At 62.2% G+C, this 25,514-nt stretch carries 23 protein-coding genes; 6 read left to right on the top strand and 17 right to left on the bottom strand.

What is annotated here, in order from left to right:
- Nucleotides 1-87 precede the first annotated feature (87 nt).
- The 3 genes from istA (at nt 88) to D0Z70_RS20190 (ending at nt 3,745) form a co-directional block, all read left to right on the top strand.
- Nucleotides 88-1,614 (top strand): IS21 family transposase, encoded by a 1,527-nt coding sequence (istA, locus tag D0Z70_RS20205; protein ID WP_119749647.1) that lies wholly within the window; start codon nt 88-90, stop codon nt 1,612-1,614.
- Nucleotides 1,604-2,386: an IS21-like element helper ATPase IstB gene (gene istB, locus D0Z70_RS20200; protein WP_119749590.1), complete on the top strand. Its 783-nt coding sequence runs from the start codon at nt 1,604-1,606 to the stop codon at nt 2,384-2,386. The genes istA and istB overlap by 11 nt, the downstream gene beginning before the upstream one ends.
- Before the next feature lie 237 nt (nt 2,387-2,623).
- A complete protein-coding gene (locus D0Z70_RS20190) occupies nt 2,624-3,745 on the top strand; it encodes a hypothetical protein (protein WP_119749586.1) in 1,122 nt (373 codons plus the stop codon).
- 1,458 nt (nt 3,746-5,203) lie between these two features.
- On the opposite strand, the gene mobF is transcribed toward D0Z70_RS20190, so the two are convergent.
- The 5 genes from mobF to D0Z70_RS20160 form a co-directional block, all read right to left on the bottom strand.
- The gene (gene mobF / locus D0Z70_RS20180) at nt 5,204-8,158 is read right to left on the bottom strand and encodes a MobF family relaxase (protein WP_119749584.1); all 2,955 of its coding nucleotides are present in this window, start codon (nt 8,156-8,158) and stop codon (nt 5,204-5,206) included.
- Nucleotides 8,155-10,245, bottom strand: coding sequence for a type IV secretion system DNA-binding domain-containing protein (locus tag D0Z70_RS20175; RefSeq protein WP_119749582.1), 2,091 nt, complete (start codon nt 10,243-10,245; stop codon nt 8,155-8,157). Before D0Z70_RS20175 ends, mobF begins: the two co-directional genes overlap by 4 nt.
- Nucleotides 10,242-10,541 (bottom strand): CopG family transcriptional regulator, encoded by a 300-nt coding sequence (locus D0Z70_RS20170; protein ID WP_119749580.1) that lies wholly within the window; start codon nt 10,539-10,541, stop codon nt 10,242-10,244. Before D0Z70_RS20170 ends, D0Z70_RS20175 begins: the two co-directional genes overlap by 4 nt.
- Before the next feature lie 160 nt (nt 10,542-10,701).
- Nucleotides 10,702-11,028, bottom strand: a complete 327-nt coding sequence (locus tag D0Z70_RS20165) for a hypothetical protein (protein WP_147418803.1) — start codon at nt 11,026-11,028, stop codon at nt 10,702-10,704.
- Nucleotides 11,029-11,511: 483 nt separating this feature from the next.
- Nucleotides 11,512-11,883 (bottom strand): hypothetical protein, encoded by a 372-nt coding sequence (locus D0Z70_RS20160; RefSeq protein ID WP_119749576.1) that lies wholly within the window; start codon nt 11,881-11,883, stop codon nt 11,512-11,514.
- 184 nt (nt 11,884-12,067) lie between these two features.
- On the opposite strand from D0Z70_RS20160, the gene D0Z70_RS20155 reads away from it, so the two are divergent.
- Nucleotides 12,068-12,304, top strand: coding sequence for a hypothetical protein (locus D0Z70_RS20155; protein ID WP_239019050.1), 237 nt, complete (start codon nt 12,068-12,070; stop codon nt 12,302-12,304).
- A 17-nt stretch (nt 12,305-12,321) separates the two neighbouring features.
- Here the strand turns inward: D0Z70_RS20155 and D0Z70_RS20150 are convergent, their stop codons facing one another.
- From D0Z70_RS20150 to D0Z70_RS20105, 9 genes are all read right to left on the bottom strand, one after another.
- Nucleotides 12,322-12,825: a hypothetical protein gene (locus tag D0Z70_RS20150; protein ID WP_119749574.1), complete on the bottom strand. Its 504-nt coding sequence runs from the start codon at nt 12,823-12,825 to the stop codon at nt 12,322-12,324.
- 282 nt (nt 12,826-13,107) lie between these two features.
- Nucleotides 13,108-14,088: a DUF2493 domain-containing protein gene (locus D0Z70_RS20145; RefSeq protein ID WP_119749572.1), complete on the bottom strand. Its 981-nt coding sequence runs from the start codon at nt 14,086-14,088 to the stop codon at nt 13,108-13,110.
- Between the two features lie 413 nt (nt 14,089-14,501).
- A complete protein-coding gene (locus D0Z70_RS20140) occupies nt 14,502-15,512 on the bottom strand; it encodes a DUF2493 domain-containing protein (RefSeq protein WP_119749570.1) in 1,011 nt (336 codons plus the stop codon).
- A gap of 75 nt (nt 15,513-15,587) precedes the next feature.
- Complete coding sequence (locus D0Z70_RS20135; protein ID WP_119749568.1) at nt 15,588-15,869, bottom strand: hypothetical protein; 282 nt, start codon at nt 15,867-15,869, stop codon at nt 15,588-15,590.
- An 88-nt stretch (nt 15,870-15,957) separates the two neighbouring features.
- Entirely contained in the window at nt 15,958-16,428 is a 471-nt protein-coding gene (locus D0Z70_RS20130) for a DUF736 domain-containing protein (RefSeq protein WP_119749566.1), read from the bottom strand.
- A gap of 325 nt (nt 16,429-16,753) precedes the next feature.
- Nucleotides 16,754-17,191 (bottom strand): hypothetical protein, encoded by a 438-nt coding sequence (locus D0Z70_RS20125; RefSeq protein WP_239019049.1) that lies wholly within the window; start codon nt 17,189-17,191, stop codon nt 16,754-16,756.
- A gap of 416 nt (nt 17,192-17,607) precedes the next feature.
- Nucleotides 17,608-18,588 (bottom strand): hypothetical protein, encoded by a 981-nt coding sequence (locus D0Z70_RS20120; RefSeq protein WP_239019048.1) that lies wholly within the window; start codon nt 18,586-18,588, stop codon nt 17,608-17,610.
- 226 nt (nt 18,589-18,814) lie between these two features.
- Entirely contained in the window at nt 18,815-20,113 is a 1,299-nt protein-coding gene (locus D0Z70_RS20110) for a hypothetical protein (RefSeq protein WP_119749641.1), read from the bottom strand.
- A 12-nt stretch (nt 20,114-20,125) separates the two neighbouring features.
- Complete coding sequence (locus D0Z70_RS20105; RefSeq protein WP_119749562.1) at nt 20,126-21,328, bottom strand: ATP-binding protein; 1,203 nt, start codon at nt 21,326-21,328, stop codon at nt 20,126-20,128.
- Between the two features lie 195 nt (nt 21,329-21,523).
- On the opposite strand from D0Z70_RS20105, the gene D0Z70_RS25040 reads away from it, so the two are divergent.
- Nucleotides 21,524-21,700 carry a hypothetical protein gene (locus D0Z70_RS25040; RefSeq protein WP_182914052.1) on the top strand — a complete coding sequence of 59 codons (177 nt, stop codon included), beginning with the start codon at nt 21,524-21,526 and terminating at the stop codon, nt 21,698-21,700.
- Nucleotides 21,700-23,088 (top strand): DUF6880 family protein, encoded by a 1,389-nt coding sequence (locus D0Z70_RS20095; protein WP_119749557.1) that lies wholly within the window; start codon nt 21,700-21,702, stop codon nt 23,086-23,088. The genes D0Z70_RS25040 and D0Z70_RS20095 overlap by 1 nt, the downstream gene beginning before the upstream one ends.
- Before the next feature lie 45 nt (nt 23,089-23,133).
- Here D0Z70_RS20095 and D0Z70_RS20090 read toward each other — a convergent pair whose 3' ends face one another.
- From D0Z70_RS20090 to D0Z70_RS25530, 3 genes are all read right to left on the bottom strand, one after another.
- Entirely contained in the window at nt 23,134-24,171 is a 1,038-nt protein-coding gene (locus D0Z70_RS20090; protein ID WP_239019047.1) for a DUF5983 family protein, read from the bottom strand.
- Nucleotides 24,172-24,229: 58 nt separating this feature from the next.
- Nucleotides 24,230-24,691 (bottom strand): hypothetical protein, encoded by a 462-nt coding sequence (locus tag D0Z70_RS20085; RefSeq protein ID WP_119749553.1) that lies wholly within the window; start codon nt 24,689-24,691, stop codon nt 24,230-24,232.
- Nucleotides 24,692-24,858: 167 nt separating this feature from the next.
- Entirely contained in the window at nt 24,859-25,407 is a 549-nt protein-coding gene (locus D0Z70_RS25530) for a hypothetical protein (RefSeq protein WP_239019046.1), read from the bottom strand.
- Between the last annotated feature and the right edge of the window lie 107 nt (nt 25,408-25,514).

Raw genomic sequence — 25,514 nt, 5'->3', positions numbered from 1 at the left:
CGGGAGAGGGCGTAATTTCCACTGAGATTTGACCCATGTTCTGATCGTCCTCTGGCTTGGCAGTCGGGGGATCATGGAGTGATCGACATGGCGTTATTGAGTGTGATCCGCCGGTGGCATTTCCGGGAAGGGATGCCGATCCGGGAGATTGAGCGGCGCACCGGGTTGTCCCGGAACACGATCCGCAAGTACCTGCGGGCCGGCACGGTAGAGCCGCAGTTCAAGGTGCCGGATCGGCGGAGCAAGCTGGACCCGTTTGCCGAGAAGCTGTCAGGATGGCTCAGGGTCGAGGCTGGCCGCTCGCGCAAGCAGCGGCGCACGGTCAGGCAGATGCATGCCGATCTGGTAGCGCTCGGTTATGACGGCTCGTACAACCGCGTTGCGGCTTTTGCCCGAGAGTGGAAGGTTGACCGGCAACGCGATGCCCAGACAAGTGGTCGGGGCACCTTCGTGCCGCTCGTGTTCATGCCGGGGGAAGCCTTCCAGTTTGACTGGAGCGAAGACTGGGCGATCATCGCCGGGGAACGGACCAAGCTGCAGGTCGCACACAGCAAGCTGTCGCATAGCCGGGCCTTTATCGTGAGGGCCTACCTGCTTCAGACCCACGAGATGCTGTTCGATGCCCTGGCCCAGGCGTTCCGGGTTCTGGGCGGAGTACCGCGACGTGGGATCTTCGACAATATGAAGACCGCGGTCGACCGGATCGGCGCGGGTAAGGCGCGCCAGGTCAATGCCCGGTTCTCGGCGATGGCCAGCCATTACCTGTTCGAGCCAGAGTTCTGTAATCCCGCCGCCGGATGGGAGAAGGGTCAGGTCGAGAAGAACGTCCAGGATGCCCGGCGCCGGCTTTGGCAGCCGCTGCCGTGCTTCCCCGATCTTCCTGCACTCAATGCCTGGCTCGAACAGTGCTGTATCGAGCAATGGGGCCAGATCCAGCATGGCGTCATGCCCGGCGTGATCGCCGATGTCTGGGCCGACGAGGTGGCCAGCCTGATGCCGCTGGGCCGAACCTTCGATGGCTTCGTCGAGCACGCCAAGCGGGTCTCGCCGACTTGCCTCATCCACTTCGAGCGCAACCGCTACAGTGTACCCGCCTCCTTCGCTAACCGCCCAGTCAGTCTGCGCGTCTACTCGGACCGAATCGTCGTCGCCGCGGAAGGCCGGATCCTGTGCGAGCATGAGCGGATCATCGAGAGGTCCCATCACTCGCCGGGACGGACGGTTTACGACTGGCGCCACTATCTGGCGGTGATCCAGCGCAAGCCAGGCGCCCTGCGCAACGGAGCGCCGTTCCTGGAGATGCCCGATGCCTTCCGTCGGCTGCAGGGCCATCTCCTGAAGCGCCCGGGTGGTGACCGGGAGGTGGCCGAGATCCTCGCCCTCGTCCTTCAGCACGATGAACAGGCGGTCCTCTGCGCGGTCGAGCTCGCACTGGATGCCGGCGTGCCGACCAAGACCCACATCCTCAACATCCTGCTCCGGCTGACCGACGGTAAAGCCGGCACACCACCGAAGGTCGATGCGCCGCAGGCATTGACCCTGCGGCGTGAGCCCAAGGCCAACGTCGAGCGCTACGATGCGCTGCGCAACAGGGAGACCGCCCGTGCGTCATGATCCTGCCAGCGCTGCCGTCGTGGTCATGCTGCGCGGCCTCAAGATGTACGGGATGGCCCAGGCCGTGGCAGACCTCATCGAGCAAGGGGCACCGGCCTTTGATGGCGCCGTGCCGATCCTGTCCCAGTTGCTCAAAGCGGAGGTGGCCGAGCGCGAGGTCCGTTCGATCGCCTACCAGACCAAGGCGGCCCGCTTCCCGGCCTACAAAGACCTCACCGGCTTCGACTTTGCTTCCAGCGAGGTCAACGAGGCCATCGTCCGCCAACTCCACCGCGGCGACTTCATCGACGGGGCCAACAATGTCGTGCTGATCGGTGGGCCCGGTACTGGCAAGACCCATATCGCCACGGCTCTCGGCATCCAGGCCGTCGAGCATCATCGCAAGAAGGTGCGGTTCTTCGCAACGGTCGATCTGGTCAATGCGCTCGAGCAGGAGAAGGTTCTGAACCGCGCCGGCCAGCTCGCCGATCGGCTGCTGCGCCTCGACCTCGTGATCCTCGACGAGTTGGGCTACCTGCCGTTCAGTTCATCCGGCGGCGCCCTGCTGTTCCACCTGCTCAGCAAGCTCTATGAGCGCACCAGCGTCATCATCACCACCAACCTGAGCTTCTCCGAGTGGGCTGGCGTGTTCGGTGATGCCAAGATGACCACGGCGCTGCTCGACCGCCTTACTCACCACTGCCACATCCTGGAAACCGGAAACGACAGCTTCCGCTTCAGGGCAAGCAGTGCCGCCGCACCCAAGACTCGAAAGGAAAAATCACCCACTTGACCCCACCCCCGCACCGGGAGACATATATCCACCCGGGTCACTTCTCGATGGAAATCCCGGGTCAGTTCTCAGTGGCAATCAACACGCGATGGGGAAGCCAGAGACAAAAGTCGCCGAATTATGCGCCGAGTTGGGCATCACCCGGCAGACACTCTACCGACATGTCACGCCGAAAGGGGAAATCCGGGCGGACGGACAGAAGCTTCTCGCTCGAAAGGCGCGATCACTGGATAAGTCATGACGATTTTGAACAATCTCGCCTTCATCTTTATTGGAGGGGAGCATCAGGTCCTGCATCTCGCTCCAGTCGCTGCCGAACTCAGCCTGAGTCATCCGGATATCACAGTCTGCTGCATTTGCGCCGACGACCGTACTGCCGCCGCCCTGGGCGCGGTGGGCGCGGCGATGAAAGCCAGCGCGATGACCGTGACGCAGATCGCCTGGCCTTGGGCAGGCAGGATCGCAGCGCGCGTGACGGGCATCCGCTCGGCGGCGAAAGGCCCCTTGCTGGCGCGGATCCGATGGCTAGCCCGCAATTCTGAGGCCATCATCGTCCCGGAGCGAACCTCGGCTGCCTTGCGGTGGCTGGGATGGCGGCGTCCACTGGTGCATTTCCGCCACGGCGCCGGTGATCGCGCGCCATCTTCCGAAGCGAGGCGGAAAGCCTTCGACGCCATTTTCGTGCCCGGACAGAAGGACATCGAGCGAGCCGTCGCGCAGGGCCTGGACCGGAAGCGGCTCTCGGCCATTGGCTATGTGAAGATGGACTATCTGCAGGCCTTGCCAGCTGGGCCACGATTGTTCGATAATCATCGCCCGACCGTCTTGTACAATCCCCATTTCGATCCCGCGCTATCTTCGATCGGCATCGCTCGCGATGTCATCGCCCGCTTCCGCGAACAGGAGCGATATAACCTAGTCTTCGCTCCCCACGTCCGCGCGTTCGAGAACCTGGATCGGGCAGCACGGGCGCAATGGCTTGAACTTGCCGTGCCGGGGCACATCGCCGTCGATCTGGATTCTCCCCGGCTCTTCGACATGACCTATTCGAGGTCGGCCGACCTCTATCTGGGCGACATGTCGAGCCAGCTTTACGAATTTATCGCCACGCCTCGACCGGTCGCTTTCATCAATGCCCATGACGTAAGCTGGCAGGACGATCCACGCTATGCCGGTTGGCATCTGGGAGAGGTCGCATCAGGTGCCGACGATGTTCTCGCCGCAGTCGATCGGGCGTTCGAGCGGCATTCCGGCATGATCCAGAGGCAGACAGAGGCGGTGGCGTTCGCGTTCGGCCGTTACGATGGCGCGATCAAACGGGCTTCACACTTACTGCTCCACACCCTGAAAGCGCTCTGAACAAGCGTTAGCGTACGTTTTTGTCCATCCTCTCACCGCCCCCCTGCCCTCCGCCGGGATGCACATACCCACCTTATAGAAAGGCGTCAAATCCGCTTCTGTGATAACTGCAATTATTGAGCCTCTACACCAGATGCCCATCGAATATTTCATTAACTAAAACTATGATTATTTAGAATATCGCGCTAATAACTCCCTTTTTCTGCGTAACTAATATTGAGTTTCAATCTATATATCCTATCCTATAATTTCATAGTCTCTGTATAATTTGATAGCGGATGGATCATTTTGCTGCGGTGCTTTGCAGCTCGGCAACGGCATCATCGGTCAACACCGCAGTCTGGGCCGATATGAGGGCTCGAATCGGCTTCACCGCCTTCGTCCGATATAGCGATCGTATACATAGCCCAGTACGAGCCATACGGTCAGCTTGGTAAAGGAAAAATCAAGGCGGCGTCCGTCTATACAGGACGAAAGACTGCGTTCCCAAATCTGGTCCGTATATGGCGAGCCACAGAATTCAGATAGCGCGTCTGCCGCCACGTCGTCGGACTGTGATAGATGCCAATCGCCTTCCAGTAATTGCCGGTCGAGCGCAGGGCGGACAAGAAGATCCACCGTGCAGCCTCCGCGTTGAAGCAGGGATCAAAACGCAGCCAATATCGAACCTGGCCAGGCGAACGCCCAACAAGCGCAGCGATGCGAGGTATCCACCAACTATTGATCTGTAGTGGTCCCAGATCATGAGAGCCATTGCGGTTACGAACCTCAGCGCCGATCCAGCCCGCCTCCTGATCGCGTAGTCCCCAGAGCGTTTTCTCCAACCAAGGCTGACCAAGCGAGGCTTGCCGAATGCAGGAGGAAATTCGCAGGTCTTCTGCGTCAGCGGGCTTTGCAAATGCAGGAGCGTTATACAATGCGATACTGATGATTGCCGTACATAACAGCTTGGGGATTCGGTGTGTCATCATCCTACCCATCCTACCCTCCAGGAGCGTTTCGGGGTCCGGCTTCGCTCTGTAACCTTATCCCATGTGACGCTATGATCGACGGATATCCGGCTGTGAGGTCCGGGTGGACCCATACGGATCAAGATGCCTTGCCTTCTCCGGCTCTGACCTACCGTATCGAACGCCGTGACATAGTCAGGCAGGATGGCACCTCCGCAACGTTTCGCCTGGATCCAGCAGTCAGCATCGTTGATCCTGACATCCGCGGTATATCGGCCGTTGCGAACCGCCATATGAATAGGCCGGTTGAAGGCGGCCGGTCGGAGTTCCCGAAACGCGGGTGGGTCCAGTGCTCTAAGGCGGGCATAGAGCACTTGTGGCTGTTGTTGCCAATCGACTCCGCACAATTGCAACGCCATCGTCCTTGCCTGACACCGCCGCGAGCGATGACGCGGTAGTAGCTGATAATGACCAACAGCGAACAGGGAAGGAAACATAGGCAGTAACCTCATCGTTCAGGACCATGGGAGGGTTCAGGGCGAGCCGCAGGAAATTGGCTTTCCCGGTCGATGCCGGTTATCGGCGCTCTTGCGTCCATGCGCGCGCTGTCGAGAATGTTTTCAAGGAACCTGTCGAGAAGCTGCGCGATGCTCCGGGCACCTTCGGCGAGATGCTCGGCCGCGCCACGGGGTGCGCGATCACGATAGTGGAGTTGTCGCTCGAGCGCCCGATCGCGCCGCTCCGTTCGGGTTCGCTCTTGCTCGGCCCGCATACTTGCCAAATGTTGTTCCCGGCGTTTCGAGAATATATCTACGCGGTCAGTCTTCAGCCGACCCAACCCTTCCGACGAAGACGTCTTTTCCCCTGATCGGCGCTCAAGCTTGGCAATCAGTTCCTCGACATTGTTGGTCCAGAGTCGCGCGCCAAATGCCGCGCGGGTAATGGCCGTGTAGAAGTTCTGGGCATTGACCAATGGAGATTCGACCGGTGCCAGCACGAATACGCGCGGATAGGTCTTGGATTGCGCGGAATATATGGTCTCTGCATAGCCATGATCCCAGGTCCGGTGTTGCGACAGATTAACCTGCTGCACATGCCCGTTCCGATCCCAGCGGATCGTCGCTAGGGGGCCATCAAGTTTTTCCACGGTGCCGCGCTCGGCATTGCGTAGGCCCAATTCTCGATTGACGAGCCGCCACTGGATCCGGTCACCCTCGGCGACGTGCCGTTCTTCGGGATTGAACACATTGATGTGCCCCGCCTTCGTCGTCTGCGGGTCCCAGCGGACGACGCGCCCTTGCTCGTCGACCAAACGCACTACATGCCGACCATTGGCCTCACGTCCGAACCCTGCGACGCGATAATCGGCGTGCCGCGCAACACCGAGGCCGGCGATGTCCCGATCGAAGCGCACCACCTGCCCCGCTCCGTAGAAGCGGGCCATATGCTTTTCGATATCGGTGAGGCCTGCCGGTGCGAGGATAGAAAGCAAGCTATCATCAGCTGCCAAGCCCCACCCGTCTTTCAGCGCTTCGCGAATCTTGTTGTTGATGATGAGCCGGGTCGCATTGTCGAGGACAAGAATATTGGTGCCAGCCCGTGATTCCGACTTAAGCCGTATCCAGGCATTGACGGCCTGCTCGGCCATTTTTTCACTGTCATCGACGGTGCTGACACTATCGAGCCTGGCCAGCGCCTCGGCAAAGTTACCCCCGCGGGCGGCGGTAACGGCGGCCTTGATCGATTTGGTTTCCTGCCGAACGGCTTGCGTCAACTCAACCGTCGGCAAGCCCAACCTTCGCATCAACCAGAAGGGCTTGCCCTGTTCGATCGCGCCGGTCTGTTTTTCGTCTCCGAGGAACAGCAGCCGCGCGCCTGTTGCCCTGCTGATTTCGAGCAGCCGCTGGGCCTGACGATTGCCCAATTGTCCGGCCTCATCAAGCACCAGGACATGCCGTTCAGTGATCCCCTGCCCGCCCCGCGCCACGAAGCTGGCGACGGTATGAAAATCAATCTTTGCCTTGTTTCCCAGTTCCGCAGCAGCCGACGATGTGGGGGCCAGGGCAATCAGCGTCGTTCCCGGCTCGGCTGCTTCTCCCAGGATCCGCACCAAGGTCGATTTGCCGGATCCTGCAACGCCGTGGATGGCGGTAACGCGATCACGCGTCAGCGCCGTCTCGACCAGCGCGCGCTGTTGCTCCTTGTTGAGCGATGTGCCTTCAAGCACGGCCAGTAAGCGATCGCTCGACGCGATCGGGCGTCCATCGTCGAGGCCCAGCGCGATATGCTGGGTGAGCGCCAGTTCCAGTCGCCAGGACTTGCGGCTGGTGCGCCCACGGGTCAGCATCCTGTCACCGGTCGGCTCATGGGTCGATAGCAACTTATGCGCCAACTCATGCTTTTCGATCCGAGGGCGGATATCATCGAGCCGGACCTCACCGACATGCGCGGCGAGACCGGTGCGCAGTATGTTACCCAGATTATTGACCGCCTCAGCACTCTCCAGTTGCCCCAGGCCGAAAAGAACGGCCCGCGATGCTTCGCGTTCGGTGGGCGGAAGATGTCCCCCGTCCCGTCCGTGCGCCACGTCCGCGATCTTGTGCAGCGTCTCGAGACGGCCACCGGTCCGCTGATGCCATTGCGCGCTGAGTTCCTCCTTACCGATCTTCACCTTCGCCTTACGCGTGGCGTAGAAGGAAGCACGCTGGGCTTTCTGGCCAACCAACCCATACTCGCGCGCATGGTCTTCGATCGCCTCGGCGCGCTGTGAGAATTGATCAATCAGATCTTTCGGAACGCCTCGTATCTCGAATAATCCGGAACGAGGATCGGCATCGATTTCATAACCTGCTTCGCGCAAACTATAGGCCAGCGCATTGCGATAGATCTGGCCCGCGACACGCTGCTCACCATACATCACCCGGCTTTCCAAGCTTGCCATGGAATCGCCGTCCTCGCGGTTGGTCATGTTGAGGACGACAAGATGCGTGTGAAGATGCGGATCAAGTTCCCGGCTGCCATGCTCGGTGAAGCGGGCGACCAGTATCCGGCCCGTCATTTCGTGAACGATCTTGCCTTCCTCGCGGCGGCGCAACTGCGCCTGTTCCTCCAGATAGAAGATAGCTGCGGTCACCGCTCTCTCATGGGCGGCAAGCACGCGCTCGTCGCCCGCCACCAGCGCCATGATCGACACCGACTTGGGCGCATTGACGGCGAAATCCCAGCCGGGGTGATGCTGGATCTCACCATTCGCACGGTGCCGCCCGAGTTGCTGATCGCCGACTTTTCCGGCAAGAAGGTCGCGAAACAGCTTCGGATCGACAGCGCCGGAGAGGCCGAGGTCCGCCGCAAGCTTTCCTCCCCATTCGGACGGCTCGTTGCCGCCCTTGGTGTAATAATCGCCGACCGTATAATAGCGGGCGATATTGGCGGGCTTGCCATGGAGACGCTGGGGCTGGATCATGCCGGCCTCGCCCGTTCCCGCGGTCCGTCGTCACGGCCGTGCTGGACAAGGTCGGACCGGATTTCCCCCTGCTTGCCGGCAAGGATCGTCCAAAGGGTGCGCGCAGGTGCTGGAAGCTCGGCATTCTCTTCATTCAGCAATATATCTTCTACGCGCTGCGGATCGATATGCGGCGATGGAGGCTTGAACAGATCCGGCTGCGATGGCGGCATCGCAGCCGGATTTGAAGATGCCGGTGGCTTCGACTGCTCTTTCTGGCCATTTGTCACTGGCGAAGACGCCTGCGCGGCTTCTCGCTCTATTACTTCACGGACACGCGCTTCGGCATGGGCGATGCGAACAAGCGTCCTGGCCTTGTCGATCTGAATGGGGGGTGTCGTGCGTTCGAGGAAGGCTGGTCCCAACGATGGCACGTCGTTGAACCTGCTGTCGAACCGGACCACGGGCAAATTGCGGCCGAAGCGCAGGAAGCCCACCAGATTGGGCAGGTTGGTAACTTCGGTCGGCATGACCAGCGGCCGCGTCACCTGCATACGCGACAGGTTGACGCCATCGCGCATGTCGTTGACACCATAGGACATGCCCTCATTGGCCTCGACCTGTTCGACCTGACCGAGGTTGATCGAGACATGCTCGGCGGTATCCGTGTCATTCGCCCGCAGCGCCGCCCAGGTCGAGCAATAGCCGGTGATCGCCGCAGCATCCTCCTTGCCGTAGGTTGCCTTGAGCTGGGGATAGGACTGGAAGCCCAATATGCCGCATCCGCCATATTTGCGGGCACGGGCGAGGAAGTCCGAGAGCGACGGCAGCTTATGTAGCGTTGGCAGTTCGTCGATCACGCAATAGAGCCGTCGGCCGCGATCGGGCGCCAAGCTCATGATTGCACTGATCGCGATGTCGAGCCAGACGGTTATCAATGGGCGCAACGAGGGGAGCTGATCGGCCTTCACCGTGATGAAGAGCCAGCTTCCTTCCGCGCCCTTCTCTACCCAGTCACGTATCGAGAAGCCGTCTTCGGTATCGTCGAGATAGCCAAAGCTGCGCATCACAGAGGCGAGTTCGGCCTGGATGCCGGCGGATGTCCGTTCGCCTTCGGTGCTGATGAAGGCGGCCGCGTCCGTTCCGGTGACGAAGGCAGCCAGATCCTTGAGCTTCGAACGCAAGAGCCTGTCGAGCAGGACCGAGACATAGGTATGCTTTTGCCGGGCAAGCTTGCGCATGACCGCGACCAGCGTTCCCCGCGCCGCCTTAGCCCAGAAGGGATCGCCATGCTTGTCGGGAATTGTCGATTCTGCGATCTGATCGTAATGATAGTCGCGCGGCACATCGACCCAGGGCGACCATCGAGCCGTGCGCTGATCGAGCGGGTTGAGCAGCATGTCCGTGCCCTGCCGATAGAATTTCTCGACGAAGGTGCCGGCCGTATCATACACGATGGCGCGCCTGCCCGATTTGCGGATGCCGTCCAGCATGCCGACGATGAGGTTGGTCTTGCCGGTGCCTGGCGCCCCGCAGAGCAGGATATGCTCAGGCTCATAGGCCTCAGGCACCGGAACATTACCGATCACCAGCGGTCCCTTGATCTGTCGCCAGAGGGCACGTTTCACCTGCCGGATGGTGCCGAAGCGCGCACCACGCAGATATTCGTTTGAGCCGAGCCCCCTGCCCGTCCGCGTGAAGTAGAACCATGCCCAGACGAGCATGACAAAGGTGAACAAGCCCGAGAGCAGTGCGCCATGCAGGAGATAGCCCTCGAAAGCATGCAGCGTCTTTTTCGCGAGGGTGGAGGCGACCAGCCAGTCCGCCGAGGTCCAATATGCCTGGCCTTCGGGGGTTCGAAACTGCACCGGATCATTGGTGCCACCGGCCGCATCCACCTTGATCGTGGCCTCCGCCAGTTTGATCAGAACGAACCGCTCATATTCGGTCGACTTCTCGAACGCATACCAGAGCGCCCCGATGATCCAGATGATGAAGCCGGCCAATATGGTCTGGTAAAAGACCTGGGTGGTCATGCGGACGTTGTGGACGATCGCCTGCCCGCCGCGCGTCCAGGAACCCAGCGTATCGTTGCGAAAGATGCTCACGAGGCATCCTCCCCACCAAGCAGGCCGCGTTCGGCGAGCATCATCCGGGCTTGCGCCATGCCCTGTTCGAGCACCCTGGGAGATTGCTGGCCGACCGATGTCGCGACGATCGACAGTATCTGGATCGAGGTGGCGAGAATCTCATCCTGGGAAGAGAAGACGTAGCGCTTGCGCTCATCGACCGCCTGCTCGAGTAGCTGACGAATGAAGCCCGATAAGGACAGGTTCGCACCGTGCGCACGGCGCATTAAGGCGGCATGCAGCGCCTCATCGAGGCGGAAATTAAGCTTGGGCAAGTGAAAGGCCTCCTTATCCGGAGACCTTCGAAAGTGTCATGAAGCAAGCGCACTTTACCGGAATGGCAATATCGGCGCAAGCTGCCCGCTTACCAGATTCATTCAGAGAATAAGTACTGGGGGATTGCGTGGGGACAAGGACAGGGCGGGACTGCCTGGATCAGTTGCCTCTGATGATGATGGACGGCAGCGGCGTTCCGCCTGTTTCCTCGCGGTGCCGACGGATCTCTCCAATCCCCAGTCTGATCTTCTTGGCCACGACGTCCGACATGCGCCGCACCTCGCTGGGCGTATCGAGACCAGGGACGCCCTCCAGAAACTCACTCAGCAGAATGGTGAGCATCTGACAGACTTCGGCCGAGCCAATATAGAGGGTGTTCCCCTTGCCCGCTGCCGGGGATTGTTGCCTTTGCGCCGACACTTCGCAGATGGCCTTGACCACCGCCTGGCGGAGATCGCTGATATATTCCTCGTTCAATTCAGCCATGAGCGATATCCTTTCTACCGCCGCGAAGAGACCATGAATTCGGCCACGATTCAACTGCCGCCACCCCGCCGGTTCCTGCGCCATAGCATTCCGGGATCAGGAATGACGTGCGACGCGTATCACGAAATTCCCGAAGTCGTTTCAATAAGATAGGCTGGACCAAGTAGGCCCGGTGTTCCGCGTACTACAGCCCGCCGGATCGCCGTAAGACGTGTGATACAGACTTATCTCAATGTTTTCAGGTCATAATGTGACCGCAGCACCCGTGCGTAGGGTCCATTACAAAACGGCCTTGCGCCGTGCGTCCCGCCTTACGCAGCGCGCTCGCGCTGCGCAGCCTCGTGCCGGAAGGCGCGGGGCAACCTTGCTTCTGGAGATTGGTGTTCACCGCCGCAGCGGCTTGAGGGACAAAGGCCATGGGTGGGGCTCCCTGCAAGCAAAAAAGGGGCCGGACGCGAGCCCGACCCCGGAAGTCATTCGCTACTATTCGCCCGGGCATGGAGGCTCCGGATTGCTGAGGAAAATATTATGATGGGCGTTGTAAACGATCTGCGCGGTCTCGTCGGTCCGCCCCTGTGCCTTGAGGATTAAATAGGCATTTGAGGTCGCGGCGATCCAGCCCAGATCATGGGCCTTGGTCGTCGCCTCATCATAATCAGCGTCGCATTCGCCGGTGATGACAAGGTCGTGAGTCACCGGGTCGGTGTAGCCAGTGTAGCAACCGGCATAGTGATCCGCCCGTCTGACCTGTTCCTCAATCTGGCGGATGAGCGCGAAACCTCTGATCTGCGCGGCCGGGTAATCGGGGTCATTGGGTTCGACAAAGCGATCGAGGTGGGGTTCGGTGGTGGACATGACCGTCTCCTTGCCTCCCTTGCCTGCGCACGGGAGGAACGATGGGAAGATGAGATCGTGGGAAGGAGGGAGCTGCAGTTTGCAGTCGCCGGTGCCGTTAAAAGCGTCGATCGCCCCTTGCCTTGCACAGTGACTCTGGCAGAATGCGGCGCGACGGGCAGGCCATCGGGGAAGGACGATGGACATGCCAAAGATGACGGAAAGGGATCGGCTTGCCGATCTGGAAGCGCGTCAGCGCAAGCTGACGCAGGACCTGGAAAGTGCCCGCAGCGCCCTGCGCGGCAAATATGCTGCGATCGTGAATGACCTCCCCGTCGAGAAACTCACGGAACGGGAGTTCCGCGAGCTTCTGACGCACGCGATCCGGGTCGGTGGTGGCAGCGCGTTAACAGCGCTCAAGGGACTGTCGCCAGCCACCTGATGTACCGAAACGGATTGTCAAAGATGCCGGCAGGGGTGCGCTTCGAGGAACGCGCTCCTGTCGGAATCGGACCGGAGGGTGATGAACCGCTCTTCCGGCGTGAGCCAGATAAGAATGAAGCATCGCCGCGCTGCCAGTCGATGGATGTTGGCAAGGCTTCCCCGACTGCGACCGTCCCAGATCACAAGACCGCAGGATGCATCCCTCGCCATCGCCTTGTCTTTGGGGGTATGGAAAGCGGCGGTGCCTTTCCTGCCGAGGGAAGGGATGTTTCGCACGGACCATACGCCGACATTGTTGCGAGGTCCACCGCCTGAACAATAGACCGCGACGGAATCGATATTTCGATCGGCAAGGAAGCGTTGGACGGCACGGTCCGCACCGCGCGCGTCCCCGATCAGGATAGGAAGCCGGCGATCGAGAATGCCACTGATACGCTCGATGACGGGTTCGGGAAGCGATGCGATCGAAAGTGATCCCGAAACGAAGACGCCGGCATGGGAGGGGGTGTGTTCGGTCATGGCTTTGATCTCCTCAATTGAGCCACCCTCCCCGTCCCTCCTCTCCTCTGATTGTAGGGCTGGACGTTGCAGGCACGACCATCCCTGCCGAAACGGCACCCGAAGGGTGTCCCTGCGACGAGCACGGCGGAGCCGCGCGCAGGAGGCCGGGACCGCCCTGGCGGTTCCGCATCGCGCCCGCGACGGGCCCGCTTGCGGGTCCCTGAGCGGGGGCGAGTGTGACGCTCGAGAAAAAGAAATGAGGACCGGCCCGGTGAACCGGACCGATCCTCTTGGGATAACTCACTGCGCCTCCCATCCCTGATCGCTGAGCGTGACGAACCGCGCCGGGATACGCTTTTCCCTAACAAGACGCGCGAGGTGCGATTGCAGACCTGATCCTTCGCAGACCAGCGCTTCGACGGGGCGTAATCCAACCATCTGCTCGTTGCGTACGAACCCCGCCCGCTTCCCCAGCTTCGCACTGAGGCGGAACGTGATGAGCTTCACCTTGCGGGAGGCGGCCCACGCCGCGGCCATGGCGTCGCACCCCTTGTCCTGTGCCGTCGTGGCCAGCACCATCTTCGGATTTCGGGATTTCGCTTCGTCGAGTTTGCCCCAGATGAGGCGGTCGTCGAACCAGCAGTCCGCTCCGCCGGAGAAGATCACGATGGGCCCCTGTGGGTTGTGCGCGTCGGTTCGGCGCTGGCGGCGGGCGGCGAGGAAGTCGGTGGCGGCTATGACCGAGGCGGTGCGCTTGCTCGACACCAGCGACCCTTTGGGCGCCGACCACGGCCGCCCGGTTTCGGTGTGGAAGACGTCGGCGGCGTGATCCCGCATGCACCGCAGCGCGTCGGTGGCTTCGTCGAGATATTCGAGTTCATCGCGTGCCTGCTCGAGTTCGACGCCGTGGATTTCGCTGCCGTCGGCGCGCCGCAGCAGGTCCTGAACATCGCGCATCGCCTTGTCGGCCTGGCCCTGCCACTGGTCGGCGACGTGATGGAAACTGTTGACGATGCCCCATGCGAGGCGTTCGGCGGCGGGCTGCAACCGTGTGTCCCGCAACACGTCGAAGAGTGTCGTGACAACGAGTTCGACGGCAAGCTGTGCTTCGGTCGGATCAGGCATGTCGGTTGCCATCTCCTCCTCGCCGCGCCCGATGCGGACGCCGTCGAGGTCGGAGGTGAAGGCGGCGTGGAAGTCGTCGGTGGTGGGCGTGGTCTCCTGCGCGATGAATTCGGCGATGTCGGAGAATGGGCGGACGCTGCGGTTGATATTCGTCATTGGAACCTCCTGCTGAAACGAAAGAGGTCCCCCCTTGGGCACGGGCTCCGAGCGGCGGGGTCAAGGATCGCGCAGCGACCGGCGCAGCCGGCGATGGGGGTCACGATTTTTTTGGGCGGCCACCGTCATCGCAGAGGAAGCGCGCCGCTGGACCCGCCCAAAAAAATGGTGGGGCCCCGTCGTCCTTGAGGCCGGCGCGGTCCCGTGCCACCATTGGAATTCTTGAGAGAGAGAAGAGGCTTTGCGAAGCTGGGGCTCGATGCCCCTGATTCGCAAATGGGTGCCTCCTGGCGCCCGCCTCTCGGGGGAGAACTGGCACCCCTTGTTCTCTCGCCTCGACCAACATCTCCAGCATAAAAGCGGGGACAGCGCGCAGCGCCGCCCCCCGACAGAATGAATGAAGTTCGCGGATGTTACGCCGCCCGACGCAACCGACCCCGTTGCGGTGGAGCGACCTTTTCGACCGGAGCCTGATCCGCCTTACGGAAGGCATGGATCGGAACGCCTGCCTTACGCAGGGCCTGATAAAGGTTGGCCTGAATGCCCGATCCCTCACCCAGCAAGGCTTCGACAGGCTTCAGGTCCACCAGCTTGCGATTGCGGGCAAAGGGTGCACCGCGCCCCGAACCCGTCAGCGAATAGGTCACGAGTTGCACGTCGCGACTGCCTGCCCATGAGGCCACGATCGCATCGAAGCCCTTGCGCTGCGCGGTCGTTACTAGCGTCATGTGCGGGATGCGCTCGAGGATAGTATCGAGCCGGTCCCAGAGGAGTTGCCAGTCATGCCATTCCGCATGGCCCGAGGCGATGACGATCGGTCCTCTGGGGCGGTACCGCTCGCGTGTCGCAAGCTCCCGCGCGCGCAGGAAATCCTGTATCGACACCTGCGTGGCGGTCGCCACCTTGGAGACGCGCGACCCACGTGCGGGAGACCATGGACGGCCCGAAAGTGCATGAAAGGTTTCGGCGGCATAGTCGCGCATGCACTCGACCGCCTCGCGCTGTTCACTCAGCGACTGGCACAGCAGCTGCTTCTCCTCCAGTTCGGTATTGAACACCTCCGAAGGCTCCGTCCGACGGATCATGTCGCGCAGTTCGTCGGCCAGCATGTCCTCCTGTCGCTCGAGCTTGCCGGCAACGAAATGGAAGCTGTTGACCATACCCCATGCGATCTCGGGCGCGAGCGCGTCGAGGCGGGTATCGGTGAGGAGATCGAAGATGGTGGCGATCACCCCCGCGCAGTCGGCCTGCGCGTGAAGCGGTTCGGGCATATCGTGCTCGCCCGGCTCATCGCCCGGGCTGATGATCGAAAGCGGCATGGAATCGCCGAAGGCGCGCCTGAATTCCGGGGTTTCCGTCATCTCGGCGATCAGTGCCGGAAGGTCTGCGAAGCGGCTGATGCTGCGCGAACGGTCTTGGGTCATGGGACTTCTCACTTTCATGTAAAAAAGAAAAAGGGGGCGCAGACGCGCTGGCGTCCCGCCCCCCATGGTGTCGGATCAGTGCATGCTCGCCTGGATGCCGACGAAGGCGGCGGAGCGCGTCAGGACGGCTCCGACGATTTCGGCGGCATGCGGGGCGAAGGGCGTGCCCTCGAGCAGGTCGTAAATGGCGGCGATGATCTCGCCGCAGGTGACCCCGGCCGGGATCTCCGGAGCGCAGGCCGCAAAGGAAAGAGGTGGTGAAAGCATATCCCGGATGGCGGGACTGGCCATGATCACGGCGCAGAGCGCGGAGAGATCGGTCAACGGGGCGAGATCGTGCAACGAAGGCAGCGGCATGGGCTGTCTCCTCAGTCGAGAGAAAAAAGAATGGGCCGGGGAAGCCTGACGCCTCCCCGGCCCGGAACCTGGTCCGATCAACCGGTGATCAGAACGGGTCCTCCTCGCCGAACGGCGCGCCGGCACCGGTCAGCTCGCCGTCGGCGCCCGCGGTGCTGTCGCCGAAGCCGCCCTGATCGCGCGGACCGCGATCGTCATAATTGGTGCGGCTGGTCCCCATGCCGCCCCCGAAGTCGGAGCGCATGGTGTCGCGCCGCCAAGCGACCATGTAACCGCCATGATCGGCCGGGAAGAGCGCGATCGGCAGCGGTTCGGGCAGGCTGGGGTCGTCGATGTTGCCGGCGAGGAACACCTCACCGGTACGCTTCGAGGCGGCCTCCCACAGTGCGCCGACCTGAACCCAGCGACGCGCGACATTAAGTGCGAGGATCTCGAAGACAGGCGCCTTCTCATTCTCGCTCATGACCTTGCGGAGCCCGATGCGGGGGAGATCGATCGTGCGGGTGGCGATCGAGCCCGTCAGGCGGCCGTTCTGATTGAAGATTTCACCGATGTTCATCGTCTTGACCTTTCGAATGTCGCTCGAAATCCATTTTCCGGCGACACCCTCCCCGGCCCTTCTCTCCTCTGTATCCCGCCCTCGCCCCGCGCGCCGCCCGTTCGCGGCCCGGCGCTCCCGTTCCCGCTGGCGCGACGCCGCCCCGCCTGCCCCACACGCAACGCCGCGCCCCGCCCACAACTCTGCGTGACCACCACGGCATGGCGCGGAGCCGGGGTGGAAGGTGCGGGGCCGAAGATGGGTTGGGGAGCGAGGCTGGAGCCGCGGCGGTAGCCGCGCCGGCGCTACGGTCGCGGGAGTGCCTGTAGCGGGGCGCGTCGCAGGATCAGGCGGTTCCGGCCGGCGTTGTGGGTGTGACCTGAACCACCTGCACACACTGGTGCGTCCTCAGTATCGCGAGCAACTGGCTGATGGCGGCGGCCCGCGCGGCGGAATCTGGGAATATCTCGATGGTGTAGGCGCCGCGCGCGAACATATCGCCCTGATCTGCCGCCAGCGCGACATGATCGGCGGGCCAATGGCAGAGCAGAAGCCAGGGCCAGCCCGTAATGGCGGGATCGAAGAGCGCGAAGACGATATCGATGGTGGTGAGCGCGGACGCTCTGCGATCGAGCAGATCGGGCACGATCGGCCCGGGTCGATCTGCCTCGAGGAAAACCTCGAACTCCTGCCGCTCCTCGATGGTCTCCAGGATTACGGGATAATAGCGCCCGAGTGGCAGGCTGGTAGACGCAAAGGCCGGGGAAACATCGATCAGCAGCACATCGGGCAGGGTCGCGATAGCCCGTGCATAAAAATGTCGGTTTATCGCGAGATCGTCAGAAAGACGCATCGGGGGATGGACAACTCATAACCAGCGGGAAAGCCTTTGCCGCATGCTCTTGACCCAGATCCCAAGTCTCCCATGGCGTCGAAGCACAAGCTGAATCGAGGCGGGCCGGCTTTCCGGTTCTGCTTGAAATTCGCCGGCGTGGCGGGCGGACGTACCTCGGCGGGTAGACGGCAGATCATCCTCGGGAAAAAGGCTGGCTTGCCGCGCGTCAGACATCGGGGGTCATTCCCATGTTCCAGCCTGTTCCCTCTATCGAGATAGTGCAGTCGGCGCGTCCGAATGCTGCCAGGTTACCGGATACAATGATTCAACACAAATGACAGCCTTCAAGCCGATCAGGCCAGGGATCAGGCATGGTCTATGTCATTGGAATGCGCCCTTTCCCGCCCTCCAAAGATGAAGGCCGAAACATCAACCTGCATCTCTGACGTCGTCCGGATCGTTGGCAGTATCTGAAGAATATGCCAGCCCCGCGTTGAAGCGTTCGATCCATGTCTGGATATGTGATCGCTGTTCGATGGGCACGGCCGCGGCAGCCCGCTGGAACTCGAGAAGATCGAGGGGAGCGTTGGCAATGATCGCATCGATCTCGGGGACATCGATCCGGGACGCTTTTTCGTCGATTTGCGCCATAGACCTTCGACGGTTCGAAGCCGCGGTGCGGCCCGCGCTTCAAGCAGAACGATGAGGCGCAACTCCTCGCGCGGAAGCGCGCGGACCTCTGAAATCTGCATGGCTCCGCAAAAGAAGCAGGAAGATTTATGGAACGGAGGCAAGCCCTCTTCAGCTATGATGCGCTCGCAATCCTCGCGGGTGAAACCCCACTCTCGAAGCGGATATCTGTACTCATAGAGGTCCGAGATATGCTCTTCGCGATGGGCGTAGCGCTGATTGTCACGCGTTGAGCAGTCATAGCCGATCAAGCGAACAACCTTGTGGCCGCTGGCCCAGGCATGCTGTGCCGGCGGCCAGGCCTTGACCCATTTATCCTGGGGCGAGATTTTATGACGGGCACTGCAGCTATGCTGGCCGAAGCTGATCGACGGTAAGGTGCCATTCGTCAAACAGGCATCGAGCAGCGAAGTGTAAGGCGGCCAATGTTTGAAAAACCGGGCCTGATATTCGACGATCTCGTTGGAAACGCCGTGATCGTCCATCCACTGACGGAAGACGGGGATGAGCCGGCGGGTATGTGGCTGTTCCGGCATCGCCGCCAGCAAGGTCATGTCAGGGATTTCGCCGCGGCGGACAAGTTCGATGATCATCGCAGTGGAGTTGGTGCCCGCGCCCCATGCCGCGACGACGGGCGCACACTTGCCCGCGCTCATGCAACCATCGCCAGCCAGCGGTCCGGCCAGGCCGGCGGCCTTGTCGTTACCCGATAGGCCTGCAGGGGCAGGATCCCCCGGACGACATAATGGGGGACGCCCGTGTCCCCGCGAAGATTCAGGGCGATTTTATAGGCGTGATCGAACGAGCATAAACGGCCACGACAAGGCGACAATCGGGCGGGCAGATCGGGCAGCGGCATCATGGCCTCCATGCGAGACAGGGTCAGGCGGCGAACGGAAGATGGGCATCGACCGCTGCAGCGGGCTCGAGCGCAAGCAGGCTCTCAAGCGTCACAGGCGTTCGCTTTGCCCGCCGGGTCCTGGGGCCTCGGGCGGGCCTCGCCGGATCGTTGAACCGGCAGCCGATACGCGCGGCGTGCTTGCCGATGACGGCAGGATCGCGGCCAAGCGCCTGGGCGACGTCGACCATCGACACGCCATAAGTCCAGGCATTACGAATTGCCCTATCCTCCGCGGGGATGAACGCGCGCATGAAGCCGTGCGTGAGGCCCATCCGATTGGCATGGTACAGGACGGCGCGCACACCGCGACCCAGGTTTTCGGCAATTGCGCGTGTGGGCACCTTGCCATAGTCCGCTCTCAACCGGGCTTCTTCCTCGGCCGTCCAGACAGGGCCCTGCCGGAAACCATCCCGATGGACATGGGTACCACGCAAACCCAACGCTTCCGCACGCCAGCGAATGGAATGCGGGCTGCGTCCTAAGCGCTCACGCAGCGGCGTCAGGCTTGCGCCTGTCGTATAGGCATGGTGCAGAAGCTCGTCTTCCTCAGCAATCCAGGGACGGCCCCAGCCTCGACCATAGCCCAGTTTGCGCAGGCGCTGGCCAAGGCTGCGACCGTTGCGGGCTGGAAAGCCTTCGGCCGTCAGAAGCTGCGCGATGGCGACATAGCGTGCGCCGGTCGATGCAAGTTCGAGCGCACGGATCATTTCCGCGTCGCTCCAGTCGTCCGGCTGACAGGCGTGGCGCAGGCCCAATGTCGATGCGCGGGAAATGATGCCGGTGAACGGGCGGCCGATCAGGCTCGCGACCTGGGCGACAGGAACGCCCTTCTCGTAGCCGGCGCGCAATTGCGCATCTTCCCATCCACTATAGGGTGGGGATCCGGGCTCCGACAGGTCCAGCAGCCGTGCGCGGGCATAGAGGGCACTTACACCACGGCCTAGCCGGGCGGCCAGCGTTGCCGTCGGTTCGTGCGCATAGCAGCGTGCCATCTCCTCGTCGTCCCAATCGGTCCAGGACCGCCGCGAATGACGGCGCAGGCCAAGATCATGGATACGCGTGGCGACACCTGCCCAGGGCCTGCCAAGCATGGCCGCAATCTCGTCGATCGAGCGATCTTCGGCGAAGGCTTCGCGCAATCGCTTTGTCTCATCGGGAAGCCATGCGTCCGCGCGGAAGGCCAGTTCGGCAAGCGGCGCGGTGTCGAGCGCCATAGGTAGGGGTACGAAGGGAACGAGTTCGACGATATCCGCGTCGAGATCGAAAAACGGCTGGTCCATGGCGATCTCCATTCACACAAGGCCAACAACGGGCGTGTCGACGACACGCAGCCGCAGCCGTGCTGACAGACGCGCGATCCGCGTATCCCCGCGCGGCATTGTGTCGGAGGCGCCGATCGCAGCAAGCAGGTCAAGCCCAGCGTCGATGTCGTTGGCCGACAGCGCCAGATGGCGGGCAAGATCGTCGGCCGTGGTGGCGTTGGGCGCTATGTTACCAAGTGCGCCAATGATCCGTGCGGCGGCAGGCGCGGCCGGATCGAGGAGAAAGGCGTCGAGCGCACGCTGGCCGCGCATCGCTATCGCGCTCGTTCGTGCCGGCGCCACCTCGCGCAAGGCATCGAGGTCAAGCAGGCTGCGGCTTTCGTCGGGATCGAGATCGGCAGCGGCGACCAGGTCGGGCGTTCGCCCGATATGCGGGGTGATAGTGGGATCGATTTTTGCCAGCACAGGTGTTGCCGCCAGCGCAGGCCCGAAGGCGAAAAACTCGCCGGGTGGAAGCTGGCGCAGCAGCGCAGCCTGGTCGCTCCCGAAGCCGAGCAGATCGGCGGCCCGCGCGACATCACGGTCGAAGACATTCAGCCCGATCAGATGGTTGTGCAGTTCGGAGACGACGGAACTGGCGAGTTTGGCCAATCGCTGGGTGGCGACGATCGTGCCGATCCCGCGTTTGCGGCCGCGCGCGCACATGTCGGTGAGCGTGGCGACGCCGAGGCGGCGAGTTTCGGCATCGCGCGCCGAGGCGGCCATATGCGGCGCGAGCAGATGCGCCTCGTCGATGCAGACCAGCACCGTATTGCCCCAATGCTCGCGCGGCGCCGAAAGCAGGCCGGCGAAAAAGGCGGCGGACTTCTCGATGCGATGATCGGGTTCGAGATCGGTGAGATCGAGATGCAGCGCGATACGGTGCTGGCGGGTCCGAAGCGCCAATGCGGTCAGCCCATCATTGGCATAGTCGCGAGCAATCACCGTTATGGCACCGATATGAGCCGCAAGGTTGGCGAACTCGCCTTCCGGATCGATGATAATCGTGGTCAGATAATCGAAGGCTTCCTCGACGATCCGGCGCAGCGTCTGGCTCTTACCGGCGCCGGACGATCCCTGGATCAGGCAGCGCCCGGACATGAGCTTGCCAAGGTCGAGTTCGAGTTGGCCCGTCGAGCAATGGCCGAGCGGGACGCGGGCGTCGCGCGTGAAATTGCTGGTAGCGATGTTCATCGGGCGTGCTCCTTCGCCCGCCGCCCAAGACGGCAGTTCATGTTGAGTGTGGCGGGAAGCATCATGATGATCTCCTTCCGGGCTGTCCGACTGGGCCCTCGCTTCCATTCACCCCCTTCCCTCCGGTCGGACTGCATGGCGGACAGATTTACGTTCCGGTTTTCACACGCATGTCGTTGCGGCAAAGAGACGGGCATGACTGCTTCCACGGATTCGAAACTGACCCAATTGCTTCGCCGCTTGCCTGACTGGATACGCCGCGATCTCGCTTCCACAGACGCTTCACGCCGGGCGCGTGCGGAAGACTCGCTGCACGCAATGCTGTTGCCGCTGATCGCCGTCGAGCGCGCGGCGGGGAGAGACGACGGTTGATGGCAGGAAAAGGGAAGGCCTCGCGCAGTTCGACCAAACTGACGCTCGAAAATCTAGAAAGCCTGGGTGCGGCCCGGCTGGCGCGGCTGGTGCTGAACCAGGCCGAGGCCGATCCGATCTTTGCGCGTGCCGCGCGCATGGAGATGGCAGCAAAGGACGACAGCGGCGCGCTGGCACATGAGATCGGGAAGCGCCTTAAGGCCATCCGCCGGTCGCGCAGTTTCATCGAATGGGACAAGGTGCGGCCGCTCGCCCAGGAACTCGACCAGTTGCGCGCCAGCATAACAGGGCCGCTTGCTGAAGCCTCGCCGGTGGAGGCGGTCGAGTTGATGCGCCTGTTTCTCAGCCTCGCCGAGCCGGTGTTCGAACGCGCGGATGACAGCAGCGGTGCGCTCGGCGATGTGTTTCGGCAGGGCGGTGAAGATCTGGGGAAACTCTGGTGCCGCCCTGGAGCGCCGGAACCACAAATCCTTGCTGCTGTCATTCTCGGGCTGATCGAGAGCGACGGCTACGGCGTGTTCGATGCGTTGCCCGAGGCCGCCTCCCCTGCGCTGGGCAAGGAGGGCCGGGCGGCATTGCGGCACATGCTATTGGAGCGTCAGGCATCGCTAGCAGGGACGGAACGGCGCAGCTTCGACTATAAGGCCGGCTGGCTGCTGCCAAAACTCGCCGACCTCGATGACGATGTCGATGCCTATATCGCCACAGTCGATCCTGAGCGGCGGAATGCGTTGCTCAACGCGAAGGTCGCTGAGCGGCTGATCGCGCATGGACGCGTCGAGGAAGCACTCGGCTGGATCGACGCACCTACCGAGCGCGGGCATATCGAGCGTGAGCTTGCCGACCTCAAGCTGCGAGCTTTCATGGCCCTGGGCCGCAGGGAAGACGCGCAGGCGCAGCGCAAGGCGATTTTCGATCGCTGGCTTGATGGCACAGCGCTGCGCGACTGGCTTAAGTACCTGCCCGATTTCGAGGATCTGGACGCGGAGCAGCAGGCGCTCAACCAAGCAATGGCGTTCGAAGCGGGCATCAGCGCGCTCGCCTTTCTCGTGGAGTGGCCGGATCTGCAACGAGCCGGCAAGCTGATCCGGGATCGGATCGATCGGCTGGATGGGCGGGCATATGACGTCCTGCGGCCCTGCGCCGAAACCTTGGCGTCGAGCGATCCGGTCGGTGCCGCCCTTCTCTACCGCCGACTGGTCACTGGCGTCCTCGATCGGGGCGCTTCAAAATATTATCCTTATGCCGTGCGGGATTTCGTGGCCGCGGGCAAACTTGCTGACCGCATAGATGGCACAGCGGAGATCGTGCGCCATGCCGACTGGGTCGATCAACTGCGCAAGAGCCACGGAAGGAAGGTGGGCTTCTGGAGCCAGATTCCTTTCTAACGGCACGGTGCCCATGGCGCGGCGCAGAAACGGGTATCCTATGCTCTACCAGTCATGGACCGGCAGGTCATCGACACTGCATGCGTCACAATCGAGCAGCACGAAACGAAAGCCCCGATCCCGGCCGAATGCGATCAGGCTGAGCAGATCCTCCGGCAATTGCGCGCGGCGATCGTCGGCCAGCTCGCGCGTCGGCACGAACCAGCCATAAACCGAGGCGGCGATATCGATCGGACGCTCGCTTGGCGGCCAGGACGCCCATTTGTCGAGGCGGTCGGCGGTCTGAAAGGTCAGATGCGCGGTCGACAGGACACAATAGGTTCCGGTCTCGGGGTGTTCCGGGATGCGATCGGGGATTATCGGCGGTTCCAACATGACGCGATCGATGGAACAGCTCTCATGGGGATGATCGTCGAAATAGGTCTCGATGATATCCCTGTCTGAAAGACTGTGCGGATCCCCGTCGTCGCCGATCTCCCTCCACCATTCACGGCAATAGGCAGCGACTTGTGTATCAAGCGCATTTGCATCGAGAGCGACATGCAGGTTCGTGCCGTGCCGGTGTTCGATGACCGCGACGTGGACATCGATCGGCCAGAGCAAGGGAGAGGCCGACAGCCGCTTCTCGGCATGGCCGATGTCCTTGATCAGGGCATCGCAGTTGTCGACAGTGAGGTCGGCCGGCTTTTCCAGCGCAGCGCGGGCGCGTGCCAAGAGCGCGCGATGGTCGTGCCAAGGATCGGAAACAGGGGGCTGCGCGCGTGATCCCTCGTGAACGACACCGCTCTCTCCTTCGCGGATATGCTGGGAAGGGTGATGCATCCGGATGACAGGCTGGCGCGGATCCGACCAGTCGATCTTCTCCGATAGCCACTGTGGAACGAAGCCCCAGTCGAAGGAGAACGGTCGGCTTTCCTGCTCCCTGTACCAGGCCGCATCGACCGCATCGGTCCAGCCCACGACGATGAGGCGAAGCGCGGCGGCCCCCAGGGTGTCGAAGGATTTGCGGATCGCCAGTGCTCGTTCGATCGCGCGCGGTTCGGCATCGGGCCGGTCGCGCAACTCAAGGACCGCGTCCCACAAACAAGCAGCCGCTTCGAGATGGGATAGCGTGTAATGGTTCGTGGATAGAGTTCCCGTGTCAGGCGGCATGGCGGTTGGCGCCCTGGTAGAGACCGAGATCGGCGGCCATCAGCATGTCGAGACGGGGAGCGATGGCATCGAAGGCGGCATTGAGGTCGATGGTAGCGATCCGATGAACGGCACTTCCCGGATCGTGGTCGAGCAGAAGCGCGAGCGGTGCCAAGTGGGTCACCATCTCGGGGAAGATAGATTGCAGGATTATGGCTTCGACGCGCCTGCCGACGAGATTGAGCCGGGCGGCAAGACCGCAGGGGACGGCAAGGTTCCGCTCGAACCAGCGATCAGGCGCGATCGTGTCGGCGATCCGGGTACAGGGCAGACGGACGGCCGGGGTCTGGACATGCAGGATGGCGACACGATGCCGGCGCGCGGGATCGATCTCGTCCAACAGGACCAGCGCGCGATAGGAATAGCGAGGAGTCGACCCGGTTATACGCGTCCGTGAAGCGATGATGTCCATCGGAGAATCTCCTGTTGGTGAGGGGATGGCGGCATTCTGCCGCCCGGCTTCCTCACCAATTCCCCCTCTCCTTTTGCGGCCATGTCCCTGAGAGATCCCACCCTGTGACGGGCGCGGGCCCAACGCGGTGCCGGATAGCTAGAGGCTGGAGCGCTGGTTAGCCGGGATCATGGGGCGGATGCCGCGCTCCAATTGTCGTAGAGCGGCTTGTCGCCAGGGTGCCACGGTCCCGCCAGCCAGATCCGGCCATTATAGCTGATCCGGGCGATAACCCTGTCGCCGATGGCGAGTTCGCCCTCGGGGAATTCGCTGACGCCCAGACCATAGCGATCGCGCCGGTCGCAATAGCAGCGCGAGGCGTCGGCCCAATCGTGTGCCGGAACATCCGGAAATCCCGGCTGGCGCACCAGCAGCAACATCCTGACGCGATCGCTGCCTGCTCCGCCAAGGGCGCGCCGGATGTGGCCCGCATAAGTCGCAACCGCTGCCCAGTAAGCAGCCGTGAACGCCTTGCGCCGATCCCAGCTTTGCCGGGATTTCGACCGTGCGTCCTGCTGAAGATCACGAAGCAGCCATGCAAGGACTGTCCGTGTATCGGGATCGATAGCGGCGAGGATACGGGCAGTTGGAAGGGCCAGGACAGGATTGCGGACTTCGGTCCGGTTCGATCTGAGCCCGTCCCCTTCATTCCCGGCTGGATTAAGGCCTGTGGACAATTAGGGGATTCCCTTTTCCGCGCAGATCGGATTCAAGACTGGCGAAGGGAGCGCCATCTTGGATCGACACGGATTAAGCGACGAGCAGTGGGAGCGGGTCCGTCCGT

This window comes from Sphingobium terrigena (assembly GCF_003591655.1).
Classification (GTDB): Bacteria; Pseudomonadota; Alphaproteobacteria; order Sphingomonadales; family Sphingomonadaceae; genus Sphingobium; species Sphingobium terrigena.
Note: the sequence above shows the minus strand (reverse complement) of the source record. Positions and strands in the feature narration are given on the sequence as shown.

Excerpts from the sequence above, each read along its gene's own strand:
- D0Z70_RS20135 (WP_119749568.1), bottom strand. The coding sequence starts at position 15,869 with ATGCCGCTGCCTTCGTTGCACGATCTCGCCCCGTTGACCGATCTCTCC.
- D0Z70_RS20095 (WP_119749557.1), top strand. The coding sequence starts at position 21,700 with ATGGCAGGAAAAGGGAAGGCCTCGCGCAGTTCGACCAAACTGACGCTC.
- D0Z70_RS20130 (WP_119749566.1), bottom strand. The coding sequence starts at position 16,428 with ATGAACATCGGTGAAATCTTCAATCAGAACGGCCGCCTGACGGGCTCG.
- D0Z70_RS20105 (WP_119749562.1), bottom strand. The coding sequence starts at position 21,328 with ATGAACATCGCTACCAGCAATTTCACGCGCGACGCCCGCGTCCCGCTC.
- istA (WP_119749647.1), top strand. The coding sequence starts at position 88 with ATGGCGTTATTGAGTGTGATCCGCCGGTGGCATTTCCGGGAAGGGATG.
- D0Z70_RS20085 (WP_119749553.1), bottom strand. The coding sequence starts at position 24,691 with ATGGACATCATCGCTTCACGGACGCGTATAACCGGGTCGACTCCTCGC.
- D0Z70_RS20160 (WP_119749576.1), bottom strand. The coding sequence starts at position 11,883 with ATGTCCACCACCGAACCCCACCTCGATCGCTTTGTCGAACCCAATGAC.
- D0Z70_RS20190 (WP_119749586.1), top strand. The coding sequence starts at position 2,624 with ATGACGATTTTGAACAATCTCGCCTTCATCTTTATTGGAGGGGAGCAT.
- D0Z70_RS20150 (WP_119749574.1), bottom strand. The coding sequence starts at position 12,825 with ATGACCGAACACACCCCCTCCCATGCCGGCGTCTTCGTTTCGGGATCA.
- D0Z70_RS20120 (WP_239019048.1), bottom strand. The coding sequence starts at position 18,588 with ATGAGCGCGGGCAAGTGTGCGCCCGTCGTCGCGGCATGGGGCGCGGGC.
- mobF (WP_119749584.1), bottom strand. The coding sequence starts at position 8,158 with ATGATCCAGCCCCAGCGTCTCCATGGCAAGCCCGCCAATATCGCCCGC.
- D0Z70_RS20145 (WP_119749572.1), bottom strand. The coding sequence starts at position 14,088 with ATGACGAATATCAACCGCAGCGTCCGCCCATTCTCCGACATCGCCGAA.
- D0Z70_RS20140 (WP_119749570.1), bottom strand. The coding sequence starts at position 15,512 with ATGACCCAAGACCGTTCGCGCAGCATCAGCCGCTTCGCAGACCTTCCG.
- D0Z70_RS20110 (WP_119749641.1), bottom strand. The coding sequence starts at position 20,113 with ATGGACCAGCCGTTTTTCGATCTCGACGCGGATATCGTCGAACTCGTT.
- D0Z70_RS25040 (WP_182914052.1), top strand. The coding sequence starts at position 21,524 with ATGACTGCTTCCACGGATTCGAAACTGACCCAATTGCTTCGCCGCTTG.
- D0Z70_RS20165 (WP_147418803.1), bottom strand. The coding sequence starts at position 11,028 with ATGGCTGAATTGAACGAGGAATATATCAGCGATCTCCGCCAGGCGGTG.
- D0Z70_RS20155 (WP_239019050.1), top strand. The coding sequence starts at position 12,068 with ATGCCAAAGATGACGGAAAGGGATCGGCTTGCCGATCTGGAAGCGCGT.